Source organism: Microbacterium sp. YJN-G (assembly GCF_015040615.1).
Taxonomy (GTDB): Bacteria; Actinomycetota; Actinomycetes; order Actinomycetales; family Microbacteriaceae; genus Microbacterium.
In genome coordinates this window covers 3,228,103-3,249,749 of sequence record NZ_CP060402.1, presented here as the reverse complement: position 1 = coordinate 3,249,749, position 21,647 = coordinate 3,228,103, and the positions used below count along the sequence as shown (strand labels likewise).

General features: G+C 69.8%; 21 protein-coding genes. 18 read left to right on the top strand and 3 right to left on the bottom strand.

From position 1 onward, the window contains the following. The first annotated feature begins 17 nt into the window (after positions 1-17). From H7694_RS15630 to H7694_RS15605, 6 genes are all read left to right on the top strand, one after another. A complete protein-coding gene (locus tag H7694_RS15630) occupies positions 18-1,448 on the top strand; it encodes a DivIVA domain-containing protein (RefSeq protein ID WP_193597353.1) in 1,431 nt (476 codons plus the stop codon). 400 nt (positions 1,449-1,848) lie between these two features. Further along, positions 1,849-2,253 (top strand): Fur family transcriptional regulator, encoded by a 405-nt coding sequence (locus tag H7694_RS15625; protein WP_193597352.1) that lies wholly within the window; start codon positions 1,849-1,851, stop codon positions 2,251-2,253. Between the two features lie 17 nt (positions 2,254-2,270). After that, a complete protein-coding gene (locus H7694_RS15620) occupies positions 2,271-3,308 on the top strand; it encodes a permease (RefSeq protein ID WP_193599275.1) in 1,038 nt (345 codons plus the stop codon). After that, the gene (locus H7694_RS15615) at positions 3,301-4,080 is read left to right on the top strand and encodes a TIGR03943 family putative permease subunit (protein WP_319805256.1); all 780 of its coding nucleotides are present in this window, start codon (positions 3,301-3,303) and stop codon (positions 4,078-4,080) included. The genes H7694_RS15620 and H7694_RS15615 overlap by 8 nt, the downstream gene beginning before the upstream one ends. Beyond that, positions 4,070-5,782 carry a hypothetical protein gene (locus H7694_RS15610; protein WP_227468180.1) on the top strand — a complete coding sequence of 571 codons (1,713 nt, stop codon included), beginning with the start codon at positions 4,070-4,072 and terminating at the stop codon, positions 5,780-5,782. Before H7694_RS15615 ends, H7694_RS15610 begins: the two co-directional genes overlap by 11 nt. A gap of 11 nt (positions 5,783-5,793) precedes the next feature. Continuing rightward, a complete protein-coding gene (locus H7694_RS15605) occupies positions 5,794-6,489 on the top strand; it encodes a DNA-3-methyladenine glycosylase (RefSeq protein WP_193597350.1) in 696 nt (231 codons plus the stop codon). 12 nt (positions 6,490-6,501) lie between these two features. Here H7694_RS15605 and H7694_RS15600 read toward each other — a convergent pair whose 3' ends face one another. Together H7694_RS15600 and H7694_RS15595 are read right to left on the bottom strand one after the other, a co-directional pair. Continuing rightward, positions 6,502-7,629 carry a LacI family DNA-binding transcriptional regulator gene (locus H7694_RS15600; RefSeq protein WP_193597349.1) on the bottom strand — a complete coding sequence of 376 codons (1,128 nt, stop codon included), beginning with the start codon at positions 7,627-7,629 and terminating at the stop codon, positions 6,502-6,504. Further along, positions 7,619-8,827: a Gfo/Idh/MocA family protein gene (locus H7694_RS15595; RefSeq protein ID WP_193597348.1), complete on the bottom strand. Its 1,209-nt coding sequence runs from the start codon at positions 8,825-8,827 to the stop codon at positions 7,619-7,621. Before H7694_RS15595 ends, H7694_RS15600 begins: the two co-directional genes overlap by 11 nt. 189 nt (positions 8,828-9,016) lie before the next feature. Here H7694_RS15595 and H7694_RS15590 point away from each other — a divergent pair, with 189 nt between their 5' ends. The 9 genes from H7694_RS15590 (at position 9,017) to H7694_RS15550 (ending at position 16,765) form a co-directional block, all read left to right on the top strand. Next, positions 9,017-10,276 carry an ABC transporter substrate-binding protein gene (locus H7694_RS15590; RefSeq protein ID WP_193597347.1) on the top strand — a complete coding sequence of 420 codons (1,260 nt, stop codon included), beginning with the start codon at positions 9,017-9,019 and terminating at the stop codon, positions 10,274-10,276. Continuing rightward, positions 10,273-11,205, top strand: a complete 933-nt coding sequence (locus H7694_RS15585) for a carbohydrate ABC transporter permease (protein ID WP_193597346.1) — start codon at positions 10,273-10,275, stop codon at positions 11,203-11,205. Before H7694_RS15590 ends, H7694_RS15585 begins: the two co-directional genes overlap by 4 nt. After that, positions 11,202-12,041 (top strand): carbohydrate ABC transporter permease, encoded by an 840-nt coding sequence (locus H7694_RS15580; RefSeq protein WP_227468179.1) that lies wholly within the window; start codon positions 11,202-11,204, stop codon positions 12,039-12,041. The genes H7694_RS15585 and H7694_RS15580 overlap by 4 nt, the downstream gene beginning before the upstream one ends. A 178-nt stretch (positions 12,042-12,219) precedes the next feature. Then, positions 12,220-12,456 carry a 50S ribosomal protein L28 gene (gene rpmB / locus H7694_RS15575; RefSeq protein WP_179409668.1) on the top strand — a complete coding sequence of 79 codons (237 nt, stop codon included), beginning with the start codon at positions 12,220-12,222 and terminating at the stop codon, positions 12,454-12,456. Next, entirely contained in the window at positions 12,456-12,626 is a 171-nt protein-coding gene (gene rpmG / locus H7694_RS15570; protein ID WP_045250846.1) for a 50S ribosomal protein L33, read from the top strand. The genes rpmB and rpmG overlap by 1 nt, the downstream gene beginning before the upstream one ends. Positions 12,627-12,628: 2 nt before the next feature. Beyond that, entirely contained in the window at positions 12,629-12,934 is a 306-nt protein-coding gene (rpsN, locus tag H7694_RS15565; protein ID WP_193597345.1) for a 30S ribosomal protein S14, read from the top strand. 243 nt (positions 12,935-13,177) lie between these two features. Then, the gene (locus H7694_RS15560; RefSeq protein ID WP_193597344.1) at positions 13,178-14,008 is read left to right on the top strand and encodes a type IV toxin-antitoxin system AbiEi family antitoxin domain-containing protein; all 831 of its coding nucleotides are present in this window, start codon (positions 13,178-13,180) and stop codon (positions 14,006-14,008) included. Between the two features lie 287 nt (positions 14,009-14,295). After that, a complete protein-coding gene (locus H7694_RS15555) occupies positions 14,296-14,583 on the top strand; it encodes an HU family DNA-binding protein (RefSeq protein WP_087129650.1) in 288 nt (95 codons plus the stop codon). Positions 14,584-14,734: 151 nt separating this feature from the next. Then, positions 14,735-16,765 (top strand): cytochrome c oxidase assembly protein, encoded by a 2,031-nt coding sequence (locus H7694_RS15550; protein ID WP_227468178.1) that lies wholly within the window; start codon positions 14,735-14,737, stop codon positions 16,763-16,765. Between the two features lie 38 nt (positions 16,766-16,803). Here H7694_RS15550 and H7694_RS15545 read toward each other — a convergent pair whose 3' ends face one another. Then, positions 16,804-17,871, bottom strand: a complete 1,068-nt coding sequence (locus H7694_RS15545; protein ID WP_193597343.1) for a hypothetical protein — start codon at positions 17,869-17,871, stop codon at positions 16,804-16,806. Between the two features lie 92 nt (positions 17,872-17,963). On the opposite strand from H7694_RS15545, the gene H7694_RS15540 reads away from it, so the two are divergent. The 3 genes from H7694_RS15540 to H7694_RS15530 all read left to right on the top strand — a co-directional run bounded on the left by H7694_RS15540 (position 17,964) and on the right by H7694_RS15530 (position 21,640). Continuing rightward, positions 17,964-19,361, top strand: a complete 1,398-nt coding sequence (locus H7694_RS15540) for an ATP-dependent DNA helicase (protein WP_193597342.1) — start codon at positions 17,964-17,966, stop codon at positions 19,359-19,361. A 108-nt stretch (positions 19,362-19,469) separates the two neighbouring features. Next, on the top strand, positions 19,470-20,753 hold the full coding sequence (locus H7694_RS15535; RefSeq protein ID WP_193597341.1) for a serine hydrolase domain-containing protein: 1,284 nt from the start codon (positions 19,470-19,472) through the stop codon (positions 20,751-20,753). Then, positions 20,750-21,640, top strand: a complete 891-nt coding sequence (locus tag H7694_RS15530) for an EamA family transporter (RefSeq protein ID WP_227468177.1) — start codon at positions 20,750-20,752, stop codon at positions 21,638-21,640. Before H7694_RS15535 ends, H7694_RS15530 begins: the two co-directional genes overlap by 4 nt. Positions 21,641-21,647 lie beyond the last annotated feature (7 nt).

The following is a 21,647-nucleotide window of genomic DNA, read 5'->3' as shown; positions in this document are numbered from 1 at the left end:
CAGAAAGGTGACGTCCGGTGAGCGAGACGCACGCGTCCGAGAACACACAGAGTGGCGATTTCTTCGATCAGCTGCTGACGACGGCGCCCAAGGAGCATGCGTCGTTCACGCAGGCATTCCGCGGGTATGACAAGACGGAGGTGGATGCCGCGATCGCGACGCTGCGCGATCAGCTCACCCGCCTCACCGACGACCGGGAGACCGCGGATGCCCGGCACCGCGACGCACTGAACGCGCTGCGCGACCAGCACGAGCGCGACCTGTCGCAGGAGCGGACCGACGGTGAGGCGCGCCTGGCGCGCCTGGAGGACGAGCTCGCCGCGGCCCGCGCGCAGGCCGAGGATGCCGCGGCGCAGGTGAGCACCCTCGCCGCAGAGCTGACCGATGCCCCTGCGGGCGCGGACGAGCCGCAGAGCCGTCAGCAGTTCGAGGCCGTGCTGCGCGTGGCCGAAGAGCAGGCGAGCGTGCTGATCCACAACGCCGCCACACAGGCCGAGCGCCTGCTGCAGGCCGCCCGCGAGGAGGCCGAGTCCAAGCGCGCCGAGCTCGCCGCCGACGTCGCACGCATCACCGCGCAGGCCGAGCACGACGCCGACCAGGTGCGCCTGCGCATCGACACCGAGCTCACCGCGCACGAGGCGCGGCTCAAGCGCGAGTCCGCGCACGCCGCGGAGAAGGTCGTGCAGGCCGAGCAGGAGGCGGCGACGGTCCGCACCGAGGCCGAGAAGGGCGCTGCCGCGCTGCGCGCCATGGTGACCCGCGAGACGACCGACCTGCGTTCGGATGCCGAGCGCGAGGTGCGTGAGATGAACGCCCGCGTGCTGGAGTTCGAAGAGACCCTCACCCGCCGTCAGGATGACGCGCAGCAGGAGTTCCTCGTGCTGCACAACCAGGCCGTCGCCCACGCCGAGCGCATCACCACGGATGCCAACGAGCAGGTCGCCGCCTCGCTCGAGCACGCCCAGCGGATCTCGGCGAAGGCCGAGGACTACGAGCGGCTGATGCGCTCGCAGGCGCAGGCGATCGAGGCCGAGGCGCAGGTGAAGTCCCGCGAGACCCTCGACCGGGCCCGCGCCAAGGCGCAGAAGATCATCGAGTCGGTCACCGGGCACGCCACCGCCGCGCTGCGGGATGCTGAGGACCGCACCCGCCAGCTGCGCTGGCAGCAGCAGCAGCTGAACAGCTTCATGGCCGAGGTGCGCGAGCTGATCCGCCCCGAAGGCGTGTTCGTGCGTCCGGCATCCGATGATGCAGCGGTCGCCGACGACGTCGCAGACGAGGACGACGACCTTCTGACCGAGGACGACGACCTCCTCGAGGCGGAGCTCGACGACGAGTCGGATGACGATGACGATGACGAGTCGGATGATGATGACGACTCGGATGATGATGACGACTCGGACGATGACGATGATGACGACGACGAGGACGGCAAGTCCCGCGCCTGACGCCTCCCGTCGCTGATCTGCTCCGACGTCCCGGATCCGCCCCGTGCGGTCCGGGACGTCGTGCTTTCCGCCGGTTCTCGTCGCGCGTGTCCCACTTCTTGCGGGTGCACCGCCCCGACACCCGCATCGTCTCGGACATGCCTCGGTGGGGTGTCCCAGTAGGTGCGAGTGGATGCCGCCGCGACCGGCATCTTCTGGGACATGTCAGTGGGTGAAGGGCGGGCGGCGGTGCAGGTGGGCAGTGTCGTGCCGACCGCCGCCAGCTCTCGCTCGCATGTCCCACTTCTTGCGGGTGTCCCGGCCCGCGACCCGCATCTACTGAGACATGCTGCCGGAGCGAACATCCGCCCGGCGACCGCATCCCGAGCGTCTCACAGGCGCCCGGCCTAGACTCGGGGGCATGGCTCAACGGAACACCTGGCAGCGGGAACGCGTGCGTGATGCGCTCACCGACGCGGCCGGCTTCGTGAGCGCGCAGACCCTGCACGCCGACCTGCGTCAGGCGAACACCGGCATCGGGCTCGCCACCGTCTATCGCGCTCTCGCCGGGCTCGCGGCATCCGGCGAGGCCGACTCGCTGCAGAGCCCCGAGGGCGAGGCGCTCTACCGCGCCTGCGCCACGCAGGGCCACCACCATCACCTGATCTGCCGCTCGTGCGGGCGCGCCGTCGAGATCGAGGCCAAGGACGTCGAGCAGTGGGCGCAGCGCACCGCCGCGCAGCACGGCTTCCGCGACGCCGAGCACGTCGTCGACATCTTCGGTCTCTGCTCCCAGTGCGCGGATGCCGCCGGAGCACAGGGGTGACCTCTGCCCCCTCCCGGATGCCGCAGAGCGCATCCGAGACGAGCACGGCTCACGCCCACCGGCATCCGCCCCGGCGCGTGCCTACCGGCATCGCGCTCGCCGTGGGCCTCGGCATCCTCGCCGTGCTCGTGCTCATCGACCTGCTCGCGCCGGCGCTGTTCCCGAAGGCGCTGCCCGACCGCGCCCAGGATGGGCTGACACTCGCCCTCAGCGTGCTGATCGAGGCGCTGCCGTGGGTGATCCTCGGCGTCGTGCTCTCGATCGTCGTCCAGGTCTGGTTGCCCGCCGACGCGGTGCAGCGCTGGCTTCCCCGCCGTGCCTGGGCGCGTCGCGCGGTACTGTCGCTGCTGGGCATGTTCATCCCCGTCTGCGAGTGCGGCAACGTGCCGTTCGCGCGCGGACTGATGATGCGCGGGCTCGGCCCGGCCGAGGCGCTGACCTTCCTCATCGCCGCGCCCATCGTCAATCCGATCGTCATCCTCACCACGCACGCCGCGTTCGGCTGGGACGGCGGAATCCTGGTCGCCCGTCTCGTCGGCGGGTACCTCATCGCGAATCTGATCGGCTGGATCTACAGCCGCCACCGCGACCCGCAGGCCCTGCCCACCGCACGCTTCATCGAGACCTGCGACCACGTCGCCCACGAGCCCGGCTCGCCCACGCGCCGCAGCCTCGTGCAGTTCCTCGTCGAGCTGCGTGCCGTCATGCCGGCGCTCGTGATCGGCTCGGCGCTCGCCGGCGCCGTGCAGGTGCTCGTGCCCCGCGACCTGCTGCTGGCCATCGGATCGAACCCGGTGCTGTCGATCCTCGCGATGGTCGCCCTGGCGATGACCGTCGCGATCTGCTCGAACGTCGACGCCTTCTTCGCCCTGTCGTTCGCGTCGACCTTCTCGTCGGGCGCGATCATCGCGTTCCTGCTGGTCGGTCCGCTCGTCGACGTGAAGATGCTCGCCCTGCTGCGCACCACCTTCACCGGGCGGGTGCTCGCCGGCCTGGTCGGCATCGTGGTGCTCAGCGCCTGCGCCATCGGGATCGGGGTGAACGTCTTTGGGTGAGCAGACCAAACCACCCATGCACGCCCTCGCCACCCGGTGGCTGGGGATGGGTCTGGCGACCGTCGTCGCCGTCGTCACCCTCGTGCTCGGCGTCACCGGCCGGCTGACGCTGTACATCAGCCCGGAGACGGTCTGGTTCGCGTGCGCCGCGGCGGTGGTCACGCTGATCGCCGCCGTCTGGTCGTGCACGCTGCCGCTGGGCGCTGAGGGCGATCACGACCACACCGCATCGGCGGACGGTGCGGATGCTGCGGCATCCCGACGCCGGATGCTGCAGACCGCCGGCGTCGTGAGCGGAGGCGTGATCGCCTCGGGCGTGGTGCTCGCGGGCCTCGTGCTGCCGCCGGCATCCCTCTCCGCCCAGCTGGCGCTCTCGCGGGCCGGCGAGACGCCGGTGCTGTTCGCCGGCGCCGACGACGTGAGCCTGGGCATCGCCGACACGACCACCTTCGGGGTCGGCGACTGGGCGAGCGCCTTCGCGACCGCCACCCGCCCCGAGAACTACGACGGCGCCGCCGTCACCCTCACCGGGTTCGTCACCCCGACCGAGGCGGATGCCGTGGGCCTGACCCGCATGGTCATCACCCACTGCGTGATCGACGCGCAGCCGGCGACCGTGCCGCTGGCGGGCGAGGCGGCAGCAGCCGACTACGAGACCGGCCAATGGGTCGAGGTGTCGGGCACGGTGCGTGCGGATGCCGACGGCACGCTGCGCATCGAGACGGCCTCGGTGAAGGCGATCGACGAGCCGAAGGATCCGTATGAGTACTGACGGATCGAGCACTGACGGGTCGAGTGCTGACAGGGCGAGTGCTGAGGGGGCCGAGGGCGCGCCCCTCACCCGGGCACAGTTGCGCGCGCTGCGCGCCACCGAAGACGCCCACACCCCCGCAGAGCCGGCCGCGCCCGCAGAGCCGGCGGCACCCGCGATCCTGACGACCCCCGCGATTCCCGCCCCGACCTCGCCGATCGTCGCGGGCGCCGCGTCGACGGCATCCGCGCCGACGGCATCCGCGCCGACGGAATTCGCGACCCCGGCATCCGCCCCCAGAACCGAACCCGCATCCAGCCCTGAACCCGGCACCAGCACCCGCAAGCCCGCACCCGGGAACCGCCGCTTCACCCTCACCCTCCTGTCGGTGCTGGGCGTGCTCGCCCTGGTCGCCGGCGTGCTCGGAGTCGTCAGCCTCACGCAGGGTCCGCGCATCAGCCAGGTGCAGGTCGCTCCCGCGCAGGCGATCGAGACCTCCGGCAGCCGGGTGATCCTCACGGCGAACCAGCGGCTCGAGGCCATCGACCCCGCACAGGTCACCGTCGAGCCCGCGGTCCCCTTCACTGTGGATGCCGCCGGCCGCAACATCGGCATCCGCTTCACCGTGCCGCTGCACGACGACACCACCTACCGGGTCTCGGTGTCGGACGTGGTCGCGACGGGAGGCGGCCCGACCGCCGACCTGCAGACCTCGTTCACGACGCCCGCCTCGCGCATCCTGCTGCTGCAGCGCTCGGGCGAGGGCGACGACAAGATCTTCACCACCGACCTCAGCGGTGAGCGTGCCACGGTCGTGTTCGAGCATCCGCGCATCGACGACTACCGGGCGACGTCGGCGTTCATCGTCGTCGCCGTCGAGGAGGACGACGGCTCGAGGCTCATCGTGATGAACCGCGACGGCTCGGGGCAGCGCGAGCTGACCCTGCCGGGCGACGGCTTCATCTCGTCGGTGCAGGTCTCCGACCGCGGCGGCCTGGTCGGGTACAGCTACTCCGACCGCGAACTCACCGAGACCTCCGGCCGGGCCAGCGTGCTGGTCACCCAGCCGCTCAGCGGCACGGGCGAGCCCCGCATCGTGCAGGTCGAAGGCGTCGACGCGAGCATCGCGGAGTGGCAGTTCGTGCCCGACTCGTCGTCGCTGCTGTTCATCGACTTCAACGGCGCGCTGGGCGTCGAAGACCCCACGTCGACGGCCGGGGTGCAGTCGATGGGTCTCGCGGCGAGCATCCTCGGCGTGAGCCGCGGCACCTACACGGCGATCATCGAGCGCAACGACGCCCGCATCGTGCAGCTCGACCTCACCACCGGCGAGGAATCGGCGCTCGCGGCATCCGAACCCGATTACGGCGAGGCGACTACCATCGTGCCCTTCCCCGGCGGCACCCTGCGGCACATCGTGCAGCGCGACGAGGGCGGGATGCCGACCGGTCAGGCCGTCGTGCGCGTCACCGACGACGGCGCCGCCGACGTGATCACAGAGGTCGGCGGCGCGGATGCCATCCTGCAGACCTGCGTCTCGCCGAGCGGCCAGTACGCGGCCGTCGTCGTCGCCCCCGACCTGCCCAGCAACGACTACGACGACCTGCTGCTGCCCCTGCCGACCACGATGCACACCCAGCTCATCGACCTGAGCGGCGAACGCGACCTCCCGACCCTCAGCGGCTTCGACATCTCGTGGTGCCGCCTGGCCCCGCAGCCGTGAGCGCCGCCGAGATGACCCGTCCCGTCGAGCGCGCCGACCTGCTGGACCTGCCCCTGCAGGTCGCCCCTCGCCTGCTGGGTGCGCAGCTGGTCACCATTGTCGACGGCGCCGAGACGCGGCTGCGCATCACCGAGGTCGAGGCGTATCACGGGCGCGGCACGGGCGAGGTGCCCGACCCCGGATCGCACGCGCGGATGGGCCCGACCGCCCGCAATGCCACGATGTGGGGTGAGCCCGGGCACCTGTACGTGTACCTTAGCCACGGCATCCACTCGTGCGTCAACGTCGTCTGCGGACCCGAGGGCGAGGCGGGCGGTGTGCTGCTGCGGGCCGGGGAGGTGATCGCCGGGACGGATGCCGCCGCCGAGCGCCGCGGCGTCGCGGCCCCGCTCGGCCGCACCGCGCTGCGCGACCTGGCCCGCGGCCCCGGCCGTCTCGGCCAGGCCGTCGGCCTGCGGCACGCGCTGCACGACGGCATCGACATCGCATCCGGCGCAGAGCTGAACGGCGCGGTCGCCCGGCTGCTGCTGGACGAACCGGTCGACGAGGTCTCCGCCGGCCCCCGCGTGGGTGTCGCCGGTGTGGCGGGGACGATGGCCTTCCCGTGGCGGTTCTGGATCACCGGCGACCCGACGGTCTCGCCGTTCCGCTGGGGGAGGGGGGCCGCCGAGGCGGCGGCAGCCGCCGCCCGCGACGCACAGGCCTGAGAAGGCGGCCCGTCAGGCGGCGTCGGGCTCGCTGTCCGTATCGGAGGCCGCGTTCGCGTCGGATGCGGCTGCCGAATCGGATGCCGTGACAGCCTCGACTGCGGTGGGTTCGGCGGCGGGTTCTGATCCGGCAGACCCCGCGGATGCCGTGCACCCGCACGACTCGCGGATGCGCAGCCAACTCGTGTACGAGCGGTGCTCGCGCGCGGCATCCGGGTCCAGCAGCAGCTGCACCGCGGTCCTGGCCATCTGCTCCAGCGGCTGCACAGCCGTGGTCAGCCGGGGCCAGACGAAGTCGGCGCTGACGGTGCCGTCGAACGAGACGATGGCGATGTCATCGGGCACGCGCACCCCTCGCTCGCCGAGCGCGGTCAGCATCCCGATCGCGACCTGGTCGGATGCCGCCAGCACCGCACGCGGCGGTGACGCGTTCTCGATCAGCTGCATGGCGGCGTCGTACCCGCCCTGATACGTGAACGGGGTGTGCACGAGCGGGCCGAGAGGCAGGCGCGCGACACCGAGGGCATCCCGCCAGCCGCGCTCGCGCTCGTCGAAGCGCGCCGCGCTGCCGACGAAGGCGATCTGCTCGTAGCCGTGGCCGATGAGGTGATCGGTCGCCTCGCGGGCACCGCGGGCGAAGTCGACTCCGACGCTGTGCAGTCCGTCGGTCTCGCCGAACTGGCCGATCACGACCGCCGGGATGCCGAGCATCTCGACCAGCGTCTGCTCGCCGGCCGTGAGCACATCGGCGATCACGAGCCCGGCGATCTGCCGCGATGCCAGATCGCGGATCTGCTCGGAGGTCGACACCTGGGTGCGGTCGGAGTTCACGATCAGCAGCGAGCGTCCGGCGTCGGCGGCGGCCTGGTCGAGCATGTGGCACAGCTCGGCGAAGAACGGATTGCGGTTGTCGTGCACCAGCAGGCCGAACATATCGGCGGAGCCCATTGACAGGGCGCGGGCGGCGGCGTTCGGGCGGTAGCCGAGTACGCGCACCGCGTCGAGCACCCGCTCGCGGGTGAGCGGGGCGACAGCCTTGGGTCCGTCGTTGAGCACGTAGCTGACGACGGCGGTGCTCACACCCGCGTAGCGGGCGACATCCGCCCGCGTGACCGAGCGGGGACGGCCGTCAGGAGACATCCGGGTCACCCAGGTCGGGAACGATGAGGCGCTCGCCGCCCCGGCGCGCCGACTCATGCGCGATCACGCCCGGAAGCGTGAAGCGCGCGGCCTGCCAGGCGTTCACCGGCGGCAGGGAGCTGTCGGTGACGGCCCGCACGAAATCGTCCACGAGAAAATGGTGGCTTCCCTCGTGCCCATTGTGCAAGTTCCGAAGCTCATCGGGGATGCGCGCACGGTCGGCTTCGTGGATCGCGGCGTACCCCGAGACGAATGCATCCCGCAGCGCAGGGGCCACCTGGGCCAGTGACGGGTCGTCGTGCGCGACCGAGGCGTGCGTGTCGATCAGGTGCGAGATGTCCTCGACGCCCTCGCGGTTCTGCCACACGGTGGTCTTGGCGAGCTGCTCGAACGAGCCGTCGGTGCCGAACCAGCGGAAGCGCGATTCGCGCAGGTGCGAGGGGTATCCGACCCGGCGGAACTCGTTGATGCGCATCGAGCCGCCCGCGGCCAGCTCGAACAGCGCGGTCGCGTTGGAGAAGTCGTTGTCGAACTGGCTGACCCCGCGGTCGAAGACCCCGTCGCCGCGCTGGTCGACCACGCCGACCGCCGAGACGGCCGTGGCGTGCGTGGGCCAGGCGCCGAGCACGCCGCCGATGGAGTGCGTCGGGTAGAGCAGGGGCGGGTAGCTGGCGGTGGAGCGCCAGTTGTCGCCGCCGGAGAACTGGTAGGCCTCGTAGAAGCCGAGATCCATGTCGTGGACGTAGTCGCCCTCGCCGTAGAACAGCCGGCCGAAGGCACCCTCGGCGAGCTTCTGCCGGGCGAACACGGTCGCCGGGTTGTAGTAGCTGGTCTCGCCCATCATGTAGGTCAGACCGGTCTCGCGCACGGCGTCGATGATCGCGGCGATCTCGTCGACGCTGATCGCCATCGGCACGGCGGAGTAGACGTGCTTGCCGGCGCGCAGCGCCTGCACGACCAGCGGACCGTGCGTCCAGCGCTGCGTGAAGATCGCCACCGCGTCGATCGCGGGCGAGGCGATCATCTCGTCGAAGGAGTCGAAGGCGCCGGCCAATCCTGCACCGCCGACCAGCTCATCGGCACGGGAGCGGATGACATCGGTCACGTGGACCGCGCGCACTCCGGGATGATGGTGGAAGAGGGTCGCGAACTGGCCGGCGAACTGGCCCGCCCCGACGAGCCCCAGAGTGAACGCCATGTCTCGAAGTCTTCCATCGTGGGTCTACGGGTGTCAACATGGTGGGGAGCCCCGGGACCATGCCCCTCAGAATGGTCCCGAGACCCCCTGTTCCCCAGTGATCTACGCGGGTAACATATCACGAACCGGACGAATGCGCATCACTCGGCCGCCAAGGGAGGAGAAGCCGATGAGAAGTGAGGACCGGACATGAAGCACACCACGAAGCGCTCGACCACGGCACTGGCCGTCGCGGCATCCGCAGCACTCGTGCTCACCGCCTGCTCCGGAGGAACCGGCGAAGGGGACGGAGACGGCGAGGCCACGATCGAGATGCAGACCAACTTCGGATCCACCGACCCGTCGCTGGAGGTGCTGCAGGAGATCACCGACGCCTATCAGGACGAGAACCCCGGCGTGAAGATCGAGCTCGTCCCGTCGACCGACACCTACGAGGCCGACATCAAGGTGCGGCTCGCGTCGAACGACATCCCCGACATCTGGGCCACGCACGGCTGGTCGCTGCTGCGCTACAGCCAGTTCCTCGAGCCGCTGAACGACCAGCCCTGGGCTGAGGGGTTCAACGAGGCGCTCGCGCCCGCGATGCAGGATGACGACGGCACGTTCTACGCGCTGCCGATCGACACCGACGTCGCCGGCATCGTCTACAACCGCACGGTGCTGAAGGATGCCGGGATCGACCCGGCCTCGCTCACCGACTGGGCGGCGTTCGAGGCGGCGCTGAAGACGCTGAAGGATGCCGGGATCACCCCGGTCTCGTCCTCGGGCAAGGACAGCTGGTTCGCCGGCAACATCGCCGACTTCATCGGCTCGGGCGACTTCACCGAGGAGGAGCTGAAGGGCTTCGCCGACGGCACCTTCGACGAGGCCGGCTACACCCGCATCCTCGACCACATCGCCACCTGGCAGCAGAACGAGTGGTTCAACCCCGACTACTCGTCGGCGACGACCGATGACCTCGGCCGCGCGCTCGCCGAGGGCAACACGGCGTTCGTGTTCGTGCAGAACTACCTCGTGGCCACGGCTCTGGGCTTCAACCCGGATGCCGACCTCGGGTACATGCCGATCCCGTCCGAGAACGGCGAGCCGTTCCTCGTCGGCGGCGAGGGCCGTGCGTACGGCGTCTCGAAGACCTCTCCCGACAAGGAGCAGGCCCTCGACTACGTCGCCTACCTCGCCGAGCCCGAGAACCTGTCGAAGCTCGCCGGCGCCGTCGGCGGCATCCCCGGTCTGACCAACGCGACCAGCGACCTCGGCGTGCTCACCGAGAGCTACGAGACGTTCGTCGCTCCTGGTGAGTTCCCGCTGATGCCGTACTTCGACCGGGTGTACCTGCCCAACGGCATCTGGGACACCATGGTCACCACGACGGACGGCGTGATCACCGGCCAGATGGCTCCGGAGGAAGCGGTCACGCAGATGAAGTCGAGCTACGACTCGCTGCGATGACGAGAACCACCGCGCGCGCGGTGCCGAAGCCGAAGCGGGGGACCGGAGGGAGCGTCCCCCGCTTCGCGGGCCGTGGACTCGACCTGCTCGTACTTCCGGCGGCCGCCGTGCTCGTGGTCTTCACGCTCTGGCCGCTCATCAACGGCGTGCTGCTGTCGCTGACGAACTGGGACGGCTTCTCGCCGCAGCGCGGCTTCGTCGGCATCGAGAACTACCTGCGGCTGTTCGACGACCCGAACTTCAGCACCGCTCTGGGCAACACGTTCCTGTACGGCGTCGGCTCCACGATCATCCAGCAGATCATCGGACTCGGCCTGGCTCTCGCGCTGGACCGGTCGATCCGTGGGCGCAACCTGGCCAGGGCCATCATCTACCTACCCGTGCTCGTCTCGCCGGTCGTGATGGGCACGATGTACTACCTGTTCCTGTCGTACAACGGCGGCGGCCTCAACGACCTCGTCATCGCCTTCGGCGGTGAGCGCACCGCCTGGCTGAGCGACTCGGGCACGGCGATCGCCCTGATCGTCATCGTCAACTCGCTGCAGTTCGTCGGCATCTCGATGGTGATCTACCTGGCAGGGCTGCAGGCGATCCCCACGATGTACTACGAAGCCGCGCGCCTCGACGGGGCAGGGCCCGCGCAGGCGTTCCGGCACATCACGGTGCCGATGCTGCAGCCGGCGTTCGCCACGAGCATCGTGCTGAACCTCATCGGCGGCATGAAGCTCTTCGACGTCATCCAGGTGCTCACCGCCGGTGGCCCCGGCTACGCCACGCACTCGGTGTCCACACTGATCGCCAAGATGTACTTCGGCAGCCAGCGCGCCGGCTACGCCTCGGCGATGGGCGTCGTGCTCTTCCTCGTCATCGCCGTGTTCACGCTCGTGCTGAACACGATGCTCAACCGTCGAAGGCTGGAGCAGCTGTGACCGCGGCATCCGCACGCTCCCCGTGGCCCGCCCGCCTGGCGATCGGCGCCGGCCTGCTGCTGGCCGTGCTGCTGCAGCTGCTGCCGTTCTACATCACCGTCACCTCGGCGATGAAGGAGCGCAGCGACCTGTCGTCGCAGTGGCTGCCGCCGCTGGACGGCATCCACTGGCAGAACTTCGCGACGGCCGTCGAGCAGGGCGGCATCCTGCGCGCCATCGGCAACAGCGCCATCGTGACCGTCGGCGCGACCGTGCTGGTGTGCGTGCTGGGGGCGCTCGCCGCCTATCCGCTCGCCCGGCGCCCCACGCTGGCGAACAAGCTCGTACTGGCCGCGGTCATCGGACTGATCATGATCCCGCCGCTGTCGATCCTCGTGCCGCTGTACGCGCAGATGGTGCAGTTGAGTGCGGTCAACACCTACTGGGGAACGATCCTGGTGATGACGGCGACCCAGCTGCCGCTGGCGATCTTCCTCTACGCCGCGTTCATGCGCGGACTGCCGCTGTCGATCGAAGAGGCCGCCTCGGTCGACGGGGCGGGCGCGCTGCAGGTGCTGTTCCGCGTGGTCGTGCCGATGCTCAAGCCCGTCACGGCGACCGTGGTCATACTCACGAGCGTGAACGTGTGGAACGACTACGCGCTGAGCGTGTACCTGATGCGCAGTCCCGAGATGCGCACGATCGCCCCCGCGACGGCGACGTTCTTCTCGACCACCTCGAGCGACGTGGGGGCCGCGGCCGCGGCATCCCTGCTCTCAGCGCTGCCCGTGCTGGTGGTCTACCTGGTGCTGCAGAAGTACTTCATCCGCGGTATGGTGGCCGGTTCTGAGAAGTGATCGGCGCGTGCTAAACTGACTCCTTGTCTGTGCACACTCCTGTGCGCAGTTCGTCTCTCCCTCTTCCGTGCGTGGGTCCCTGAGCCTGTCGAAGGGTGCTCATCGGCGTGAGCGGGCGGGGCAGACAAGGGATCTTGGGTGGGGCCGTCCGGCCTCACGGTAATGAAGGAGTCATCTCATGGCAGCAGTGTGCCAGGTGACCGGTGCTGTTCCCGGCTTCGGTCACAACATCTCGCACTCGCACCGCCGGACGAAGCGCCGCTTCGACCCGAACGTGCAGAAGAAGACCTACTACGTGCCGTCGCTCGGTCGTAAGGTCACCCTGAACGTGTCCGCCAAGGGCATCAAGGTGATCGACGCGCGCGGTATCGAGAAGGTCGTCGCGGACCTCCAGGCGAAGGGTGTGAAGCTCTAATGGCCAAGAAGGCTCAGGACATCCGTCCGATCATCAAGCTGCGTTCGACGGCGGGCACCGGTTACACCTACGTGACCAAGAAGAACCGTCGTAACACCCCCGACCGTCTCGTGCTGAAGAAGTACGACCCGGTCGTTCGCAAGCACGTCGAATTCCGCGAGGAGCGTTAATCATGGCGAAGAAGAGCAAGATCGCTCGCAACGAGCAGCGCAAGGTCATCGTCGCCCGCTACGCGGAGCGCCGTGCCGAGCTGAAGAAGACCCTGGTCGACCCGAACGCCACCGACGAGGCCCGCGAGGCCGCCCGCGTCGGCCTGCAGAAGCTGCCGCGCAACGCGTCGCCGGTTCGCGTGCGTTCGCGTGACGCCATCGACGGCCGCCCCCGTGGTGTCCTCACGAAGTTCGGCATCTCGCGTGTCCGCTTCCGTGACATGGCGCACCGCGGCGAGCTGCCCGGCATCACCAAGTCGAGCTGGTAAGCATCCGCTGAAGGGGCGGGGATCTTCGGATCCCCGCCCCTTCTGCATGCCCGGGTGGCGTGCTCTGCAGGAGTTCGCACAGTCTGCAGGAGCCGAACCCGGCATCCGCTCCTTGATTCCGTGCGATCCCCTGCAGATGATGCGATGACGATCGCTCTGCACATCGGCATCCATCCCGTGAGTTGTCCACAGCGACTGGGAAGAGGGCTCTGCACCACCGCGCACGCGGGGCAGAGTGGCGTGATGGATGCCGTGGCCGAACTCACCAAGCGCGGCGGGATCGCCCGCACGCGCACACTTCTGCACGCGGGAGTGAGCTCCTACGCGCTGCGCAGGGCCAAGGAGTCCGGACGGATCGTCACGGTGCGCGGTGGCTGGGTGGCGATTCCGGATGCCGATCGGCTTCTTCTGGGTGCGGTCAAGCGCGGTGTCGTGCTGAGCTGTGTCACGCTCGCCGAGCGGAAGGGGCTCTGGGTGCCCGAGCACTCCGCTCTTCACGTGGCTGTGGCGCCGAACGCGTCGCGGGTCGTCGTCGCCGATCACGTGATGGTGCACTGGTCGAAGCCGGTGATCGCCCGCAGGAGCGATGACATCGAGGACCATCTGGTGAACGCGCTCTCGGTCATCGCGCAGTGCCAGCCGTTCGAGACTGCGGTGGTGATCTGGGAATCCGCACTCAACAAGGTTCTCGTCGACCGGCAGTCGCTCGCTCGACTTCCGCTTCCGCCGGCGGCTGTGACGGTGCTCGAACGGGCGCGGCCCTTCGCCGACTCGGGACTCGAGACGATCATCGTCTTCCGGCTCGGATGGATGCGGGTGCCGATGGTGCAGCAGGCGTGGGTGCTCGGTCATCGCGTCGACCTGCTCATCGGCGAACGCCTCGTCGTGCAGATCGACGGCGCCACGCATACCGGTGCTCAGCGCACGAGTGACATCCGGCATGATGCCGAACTGAAGCTTCGCGGATACCACGTGCTGCGGTTCAGCTACGAGCAGATCATGGAGCACTGGGAGCAGGTGCAGGCCGTCATCATGGAGGCGATCGCGCAGGGCCTGCACCTGGCCGTGCGCTGACCGCACCACATGCAGGAGTTCGCACGAACTGCAGGCCCGGGGCCCTGCATCCGCTCCTTCATCTCGTGCGATCTCCTGAAAACCATGCGTCGAAGGGGCCGACTGCGCCGGCGAAACTGTTACTGGTGTGACGCATGAGGCGCGACACGCCCAGAATTCAGCCCGAAACCCGCGAAATGACGCGGATTTCCCGTGTCTGGTTGGTACATTCAAGGCGGTCGATCGACCGACGGGGATCTTCCCCGAAACCAACATGATGCGACGGACCGTCGTCGCTGGAGGATGACATGGCTGACAAGTCCATCACCAAGACCGAGCTCGTCGCGAGCATCGCTTCCGCCACGGGCGAGAGCCAGGCCACCGTGTCGCGCGTTCTCGACTCGCTCTTCGGCACCGTCTCCGACGCTGTCGCCAAGGGCAGCAAGGTCTCCATCCCGGGCTGGATCTCGTTCGAGCAGGTCGACACCGCCGCTCGCACGGGGCGCAACCCGCAGACCGGCGCCGAGATCAAGATCCCGGCCGGCAAGCGCGTCAAGGTGACCGCCGGCTCGAAGCTGAAGGCCGCGGTCAAGTAAGACCGCCGCGTCGCAGGAAGGCCGTCCCCTCGGGGGCGGCCTTCCTCGTCTCCGGATGCCGGCATCCGGGAGCGCTGAGCCGTCGACAGCGCCCCACCGTCGACGCCCCGCCCCGCCGCTCGCCCACAGGCATCGGCCGTAGGCTGGAGGGGTGAACCCGTACCGTCTCGCTGGCCTGGTGATCCTCGTCGTCAGCTCGGCGGCGGCACTCATCGCAGCCCTCCTGATCGGCGGCGGAGCCGTCCCGCCCAAGCTGCTCGATCCCGGCCCCATCGTCATGTGGGGCCTGCCCGCCGTCAAGCTGCTCGCCAACCTCGCCGCAGCGGCCATGCTCGGCTCGCTCGTGCTCGCCCTGTTCGGGCTGCGCAGCGGCACCAGGCACTTCGACATCGCCCTCGATACGGCATCCGTCGGGGCCGCGATCTTCACCGTGACCTCCGGCATCGCCGCCGGGATGAACCTGCTGGCGGCGTTCAACCCCACTCTGTCGGCCGACCGCTCCTTCGGTGAGCAGCTCGGCCGGTTCCTGCTCGAGCTCGCCCTCGGCCAGTCGTGGCTGATCACCGTGTTGATGGGTGCGCTCATCACGCTGCTCGCGTTCGGCTGGCGCAGCTGGACGGGCACGCTCATGACGGCCGTGCTGGCCGCGGCATCCTTCCTTCCGCTGGCCACGCAGGGGCACTCCGGCGACGTCGAGGGTCACAACGTCGCGGTCAACTCGATCCTGCTGCACACGATCGGCGCCGCCGTCTGGCTGGGCGGGGTCATGCTGCTGATCGTGCTGCGCGGCACCGCCGAGAAGCGCGCCGAGAAGCGCGCCGCCAAGGGCGGCAGAGCGGATGCCGATCGCCTCGACCTTCCCACCCTGGTCGCCCGTTACTCGTCGCTCGCGCTCGCCGCCTTCGTCGTCGTCGCCGTCTCGGGCATCGCCCGCACCGTCGTCGCGCTCGGCGACTGGGCCGAGCTGCTCTCGCCGTACGGCCTGATCATCCTCGGCAAGGCCGCGCTGCTGCTCGGCCTCGGCCTGTTCGGCGCCTGGTACCGGCGCCGGGTCATCCCGCAGCTGTCCGGCCCGCGGGAGCGCAATTCGTTCTGGATGCTGATCCTCGGCGAACTCGCCCTGATGGGCCTGGCCTCCGGTGCGGCCGCCGCCCTGGCCCGCACGCCCCCGCCTCTGGGCGAGCAGGTGCCCGCCGTGCAGACGGCTGCCGAGCGCCTCACCGGTTCGCCCCTGCCGCCCGAACTGACGCCGGCGCGCTGGCTGACCGCCTTCGACATCGACATCCTGTGGGTGGTCGCGGCGGGCTTCGGAGTAGCGCTCTACGTCGCCGGCGTCGTGCGCCTGCAGCGCCGCGGCGACCGCTGGCCCGTGCACCGCACCGTGTTCTGGATGGCGGGCCTGCTGCTGCTGCTGTGGGTGACGTGCGGGCCGATCAACGCCTACCAGGAGTACCTGTTCAGCGTGCACATGCTCGGCCACATGGTGCTGAGCATGGCGATCCCGCTGCTGCTGGTCAGTGGTGCGCCGATCACGCTGGCCCTCCGCGCCATCCACAAGCGCGAGGACGGCACCCGCGGTGGCCGCGAGTGGATCCTGTGGGCAGTGCATTCGCCGTATTCGCGGTTCATCACGCATCCGCTGGTCGCGGCGGCGATGTTCATCCTCTCGCTGTGGGCGTTCTACTTCACCGACCTGGTCCGCTGGTCGATGTACGAGCATCTCGGCCACGAGTGGATGATCATCCACTTCCTCATCTCGGGCTACCTGTTCGTGATGACCCTGGTCGGCGTCGACCCGATCCCGTACCGGCTGCCCCACGCCGGCCGCCTCATCACGCTGATCGCGGTGATGGCCATGCACGCATTCTTCGGCATGGCGATCATGATGCAGGAGGGCCTGATGGTCGCTGAGTGGTTCGGCTCGATGGGCCGCACCTGGGGCCCGACGCCGATGGAGGATCAGAACATCGGCGGCGGCATCGCCTGGTCGGTGGGCGAGATCCCCACGCTGATCCTCGCGATCACGGTCGCGATCCAGTGGTCACGGTCGGATGCGAAGCTGCAGCGCCGCCGTGACCGGCACGCCGACCGCACCGGCGACGCCGAGCTGGAGGAGTACAACGCCCGGCTCGCGGAGCTCGCCGAGCGCGACCGGCGGATCGCCGAGCGCGAGAGTCGCTGACTCGCACCGCACGTGAGCCGGCGCGCCCTCGCCGCCGATCAGTCGCCGGACGGGGATCCGACGCGGATCTGCGCCGAACCGTCGGCGAGGATGCGGATTGTCCCATCGACCTCGAATGGCACATCCTCCGAGACGGCGCGCACCGAGCCGTCGTAGACGGACTTGATGTCGACGTCGATGTGCGCCACGGCAGGGGTGGGCGGGATCATCCAGTTCGCGCCGTCGGGCTCGACGGTGATCGCGGGCTGCTCGACGATCGACCATTTCGGCAGCGAGCCGTCGGCCAGGCGGTTCTGCACCTCGAGTCCGAACGGGCAGGCGGTCGGCAGCAGCACCTCCTGGGTGGCGCAGGCAGTGAGGAAGTCCTCGACCTTCTGCTGCACGATGCCGGTGAACCGCTCGGTCGGCAGCGCCTGCACGTCGACGGGCGTGCGGGCCAGCGCGGTGTCGGCGAGCACGCGCACTCCTGGCGTCGCCGAGATGGGGGTGTCGACGGTCACGGAGTAGGCGCCGGGGGTGAAGACCAGCAGGTGCAGGGGGTCGAGCGGCGCGGCCTCGGCGCCGTCGGTCGACACCTGGTGGCGGTCCAGCTCGAACCCGTTGACGGAGAAGACATCGGCGCCGCGCACCGTGAGCTCGATCTCGGCGAGCGGGCTGCGCTCGAAGCGCCAGTCGGGTACGACACCCACCCAGCCGTCCTGCACGACCGAGAACGTCGAGGTTCCGTTCACTCCGCCGGCGACGTACTCGACGGTGACGTCGTACACGCCGTCCTTCTGCGTGTCGGAGGTGACCTCGTAGTCCGTCAGCGCGCCCAGTGCCGCCGTGCGCAGCAGGGCCTCGGATGCCGCGGACTCGATCTGGTCGTCCTTCTGCACGGCCAGGTCGACCGAGACGCCGGGGACGCGCAGCGCATCGGCCGCGTGGCCCGCGGAGAGCAGATCCAGGTAGCGGTGCACGAACGCGGACGGGCTGTACACCTGCTGGTAGAGGGAGAGGCCGCCGGCGGTCAGCGCGGCGATCAGCAGCACTCCGATGACGGCCAGGAGGGTGAGGTCGCCACGCAGCGTGGCGCGCCGACGTGCTTCCCCCCGCCCCTGGATCATGAGGCAGAGTCTACGGATCCGGCCTGGGACGAAGCCGAGCGATGACACGCGGCGACTCGGAGCAGCAGTCGCGCACGCCTTAACATGGGTGCGTGTCCGTGACGCTCTCCGAAGAACAGCAGGCGCTGTTCCGACTCATTGAGGACACCGACCAGCACGTGTTCATCACCGGTCGTGCCGGCACCGGCAAGTCGACGCTGCTGCAGCACTTCGCGTGGAACACCGGGAAGCAGATCGCGATCTGCGCCCCTACGGGTGTTGCGGCACTGAACGTCGAGGGGCAGACGATCCACTCGCTGTTCCGCCTGCCCATCGGCCTGATCGCCGAGAGCGATATCGAGCAGAACGAGGCCACCCGCCGCATCCTCAACGCCATCGAGACGCTGGTGATCGATGAGATCTCGATGGTCAACGCCGACCTGATGGATGCCATCGACCGGTCGCTGCGTCAGGCTCGCGGCAAGCGCGGCATCCCGTTCGGCGGGGTGCAGGTGGTCATGTTCGGCGACCCGTACCAGCTCGCCCCCGTGCCGCCGCGCGGCGACGAGCTGCGGTACATCCAGGACCACTACCGCTCGTTCTGGTTCTTCGACGCCAAGGTGTGGACCGGCGGCACCCCTTCGACGGGCTCAGGGACCCAGGATTCGATGGCGATGCTGGACATCGGCGAGCACGGCGCGAAGCTCCACGTGCACGAGCTCGTGCAGATCCACCGCCAGTCCGACGACGGGTTCAAGGCGATGCTCAACGCCGTCCGTTACGGACGCGTCACCGCCGACATCGCCGAGGTGCTCAACGCCCACGGCGCCCGCACGCCCCCGGAGCCGGAGCCGGGCGAGGTGCCGATCATCACCCTCGCCACGCGCAACGACATCGTCAACAGCATCAACCGCCGGCACCTCGCGGCGCTGCCCGGCCGCGAGCAGACCGCCCACGCCGAGGTGTCGGGCGACTTCGGCCGGGGCGAGGGGAACTACCCCGCGGATGCCGAGCTGAAGCTGAAGGTCGGCGCGCAGGTGATGTTCCTGCGCAACGACGTCGGCATGCAGGGCGAGCCTCCGCGGTGGGTCAACGGGTCGATCGGCACGGTCACCCGCATACTCGGCGGCACCGTGCGCGTCGATATCGACGGCGAGGAGTTCGACGTCGAACCGGCCGTGTGGGAGAGGTTCCGCTACGCCTACAATCCCGGCACCAAGACGCTCTCGCGCGAGGTGGTCGCCGAGTTCACGCAGTTCCCGCTGCGGCTGGCGTGGGCCGTGACGATCCACAAGTCGCAGGGCAAGACGTATGACCGGGCGATCGTCGACCTCGGCTCCGGCGCCTTCGCGCCCGGCCAGACGTATGTGGCCCTGTCGCGGCTGACCGCGCTGGACGGCCTCTACATGACGCGCCCGCTGCGGCCGAGCGACATCCGGGTCGATGAGGACGTGCGCCGGTTCATGCGCGAGGCGTGGGAAGCGCGCCAGGCTCAGCAGATCGACGGCTGAATCGCTCGGGCGGAGTGTGAGCCCGCGCATGCGCCGGGCCGCACGGGTGGCGGGCTCTCAGCATCCGCGTTCTAGACTCGGAGGGTCCATCCCCGGGGGAGTCGATACATGCATCTTCGTTCGTCGCGCCGTCTGCGCGCTGCCGCCGGCGGCGCCGTCGCCCTCGTCCTCGCTCTCACCGGATGCTCCGCAGCCGAACCCGAGTTCAGCTACACGCCCCCGCAGCAGGTCGACGCCGCACTGCCCGACGACGTGACCGCGCAGCTGCAGGCCGCGGTCGAGCAGGCCATGGTGGCGACCGGCGCCTCCGGCGCCATCGTCGGCGTGTGGGTGCCGTGGAGCGGCGAGTGGGTGGCGGGCCTCGGCACCCAGGCCGTGGGCAGCGACGAGAAGGTCACCCCCGACATGTCGTTCCGGGTGGCCGACGTCACCCGGATGATGACCTGCGACGTGCTGTACGGCATGGCCGACGAGAACCGGATCGAGCTCGACACCCCGGTGCCGAAGTACGTCTCGGGCGTCGGCGACCTCAGCGACATCACCCTGCTCGACCTGTGCAACGGGACGAGCGGAATCGGCTCGTCGGAGGGCGTGGTCAAGCCGTACTGGCTGAACACCCCCGAGCGCGACTGGCAGCCGCTGCAGCTGGCGAGCTTCGGGCTCGGCGCACAGCGCGGACCGGCGCACACCGCCTACCGCGATTCGGATGCCGCCTACCTGCTTCTCGGCAGCGCGCTCGAGCGCGCCTCGGGCCAGAGCGCCGCCGAGCTGATCGCCCAGTACGTGACGACCCCGCTCGGCCTCGAGTCGACGTCGCTGCCGCGCGGCGCCTCGGAGCCCAAGCCGGCGCCCGCGCTCAAGGGCGCGTACCTGCCCGCGATCGAGGGCGGATACGACTGCACCGCACCGATCGACGTGACCTCGAGCTCGTCGAGCATCGGCTTCACCGATTCGGGCGTGGTCTCGAACATCGCCGAGCTCGGCCGGTACACGCAGGCCACCGCTCGGCAGGCGCTGCGCGATGAGAACGCCACGCCCGCACGGTGGGGCTCGCCGCTGCCGGCTTCGGCCAGCGCACCGGCCTGGTACCAGGCGACCGGCGGGGCGTACCTGGTGGGCTCGATGATCGGTCAGCACGGCTGGGTGCCCGGGTACGCGACGTCCGCGTACTCCGACCCGGCCACCGGCTTCACCGTGGCCGTGACGCTCAACAACTCCAGCGCCGGCAGCAGCCCGGTCGCCTACCTCGCCTGGCAGCTCGCCGCGATCGCCTCGAAGGCACCCGCCGCCGAGGGCCAGACGGCTCCCGACTTCGGCCTGCCGTTCACGGCCGAGCAGTACGCCACCACCATCGCCAGCGGCGCGATCTGCGCCGCTCCGGCCGCGGAGTGAACCGCTCGCCGGCGCCGTTCGACGCGCCGTCGGGGCGTGCGCTCGCGGTCGGGCTGGTCGCGGTCGGCCTGATCTGCCAGGAGGTCGGCGCGTCGATCGCCGTGCTGCTGTTCCCGCAGATGGGGCCGCTGGGCATGGTGATGCTGCGACTGGTGTTCTCGGCGCTGATCCTGCTCGCCATCGCCCGCCCCGCGCTGCGCGGCCATTCCGCGCAGGCCTGGCGCTCGGCGCTCATGCTCGGCGGTGTGCTGGCCCTGATGAACGGCCTGTTCTATCTGGCGCTGCGCGAACTTCCGCTCGGCGTCACCGTGACCATCGAGGTGCTCGGGCCGCTGACGCTGGCGGTCGTCGCCGCCCGCACTTGGTCGGCGTGGCTGTGGGCGGGCCTCGCGCTGCTCGGCATCCTGGGCCTCGGCGGTGGCGGCTGGGACCGGCTGACGCTGACCGGGGTGCTCTTCGCGCTCGGCGCGGCGGCCAGCTGGGCCGGCTACATCCTCGCTTCGGCCCGGGTCGGGCGGGATTTCCAGCGCCTCGACGGGCTCGCCCTGGCGATGGCGTTCGGTGCGCTGCTGTCGCTGCCGTTCGGCATCGCAGACGCCGGTGCGTCGCTACTGCGGGTGGATCTGATCGCCCTGGGCGCCGCGGTCGCCGTGCTCAGCTCGACCATCCCCTATGCGCTCGAGCTGATGGCGCTGCGGCGCCTCGCGCCGGCCGTGTTCGGCATCCTGATGAGCCTGGGGCCCGCCTTCGCGAGCCTGGCCGGCTTCCTGCTGCTGGGGCAGCACCTGTCGCCGCTCGAGATCGTCGGCATCGCGCTGGTCATCGTCGCGAGCGCCGGCGCGGTGTGGGCGGGCCGGGAACGGCCCGCGCAGGAGCCGGTGGCCTGAGCCGCGG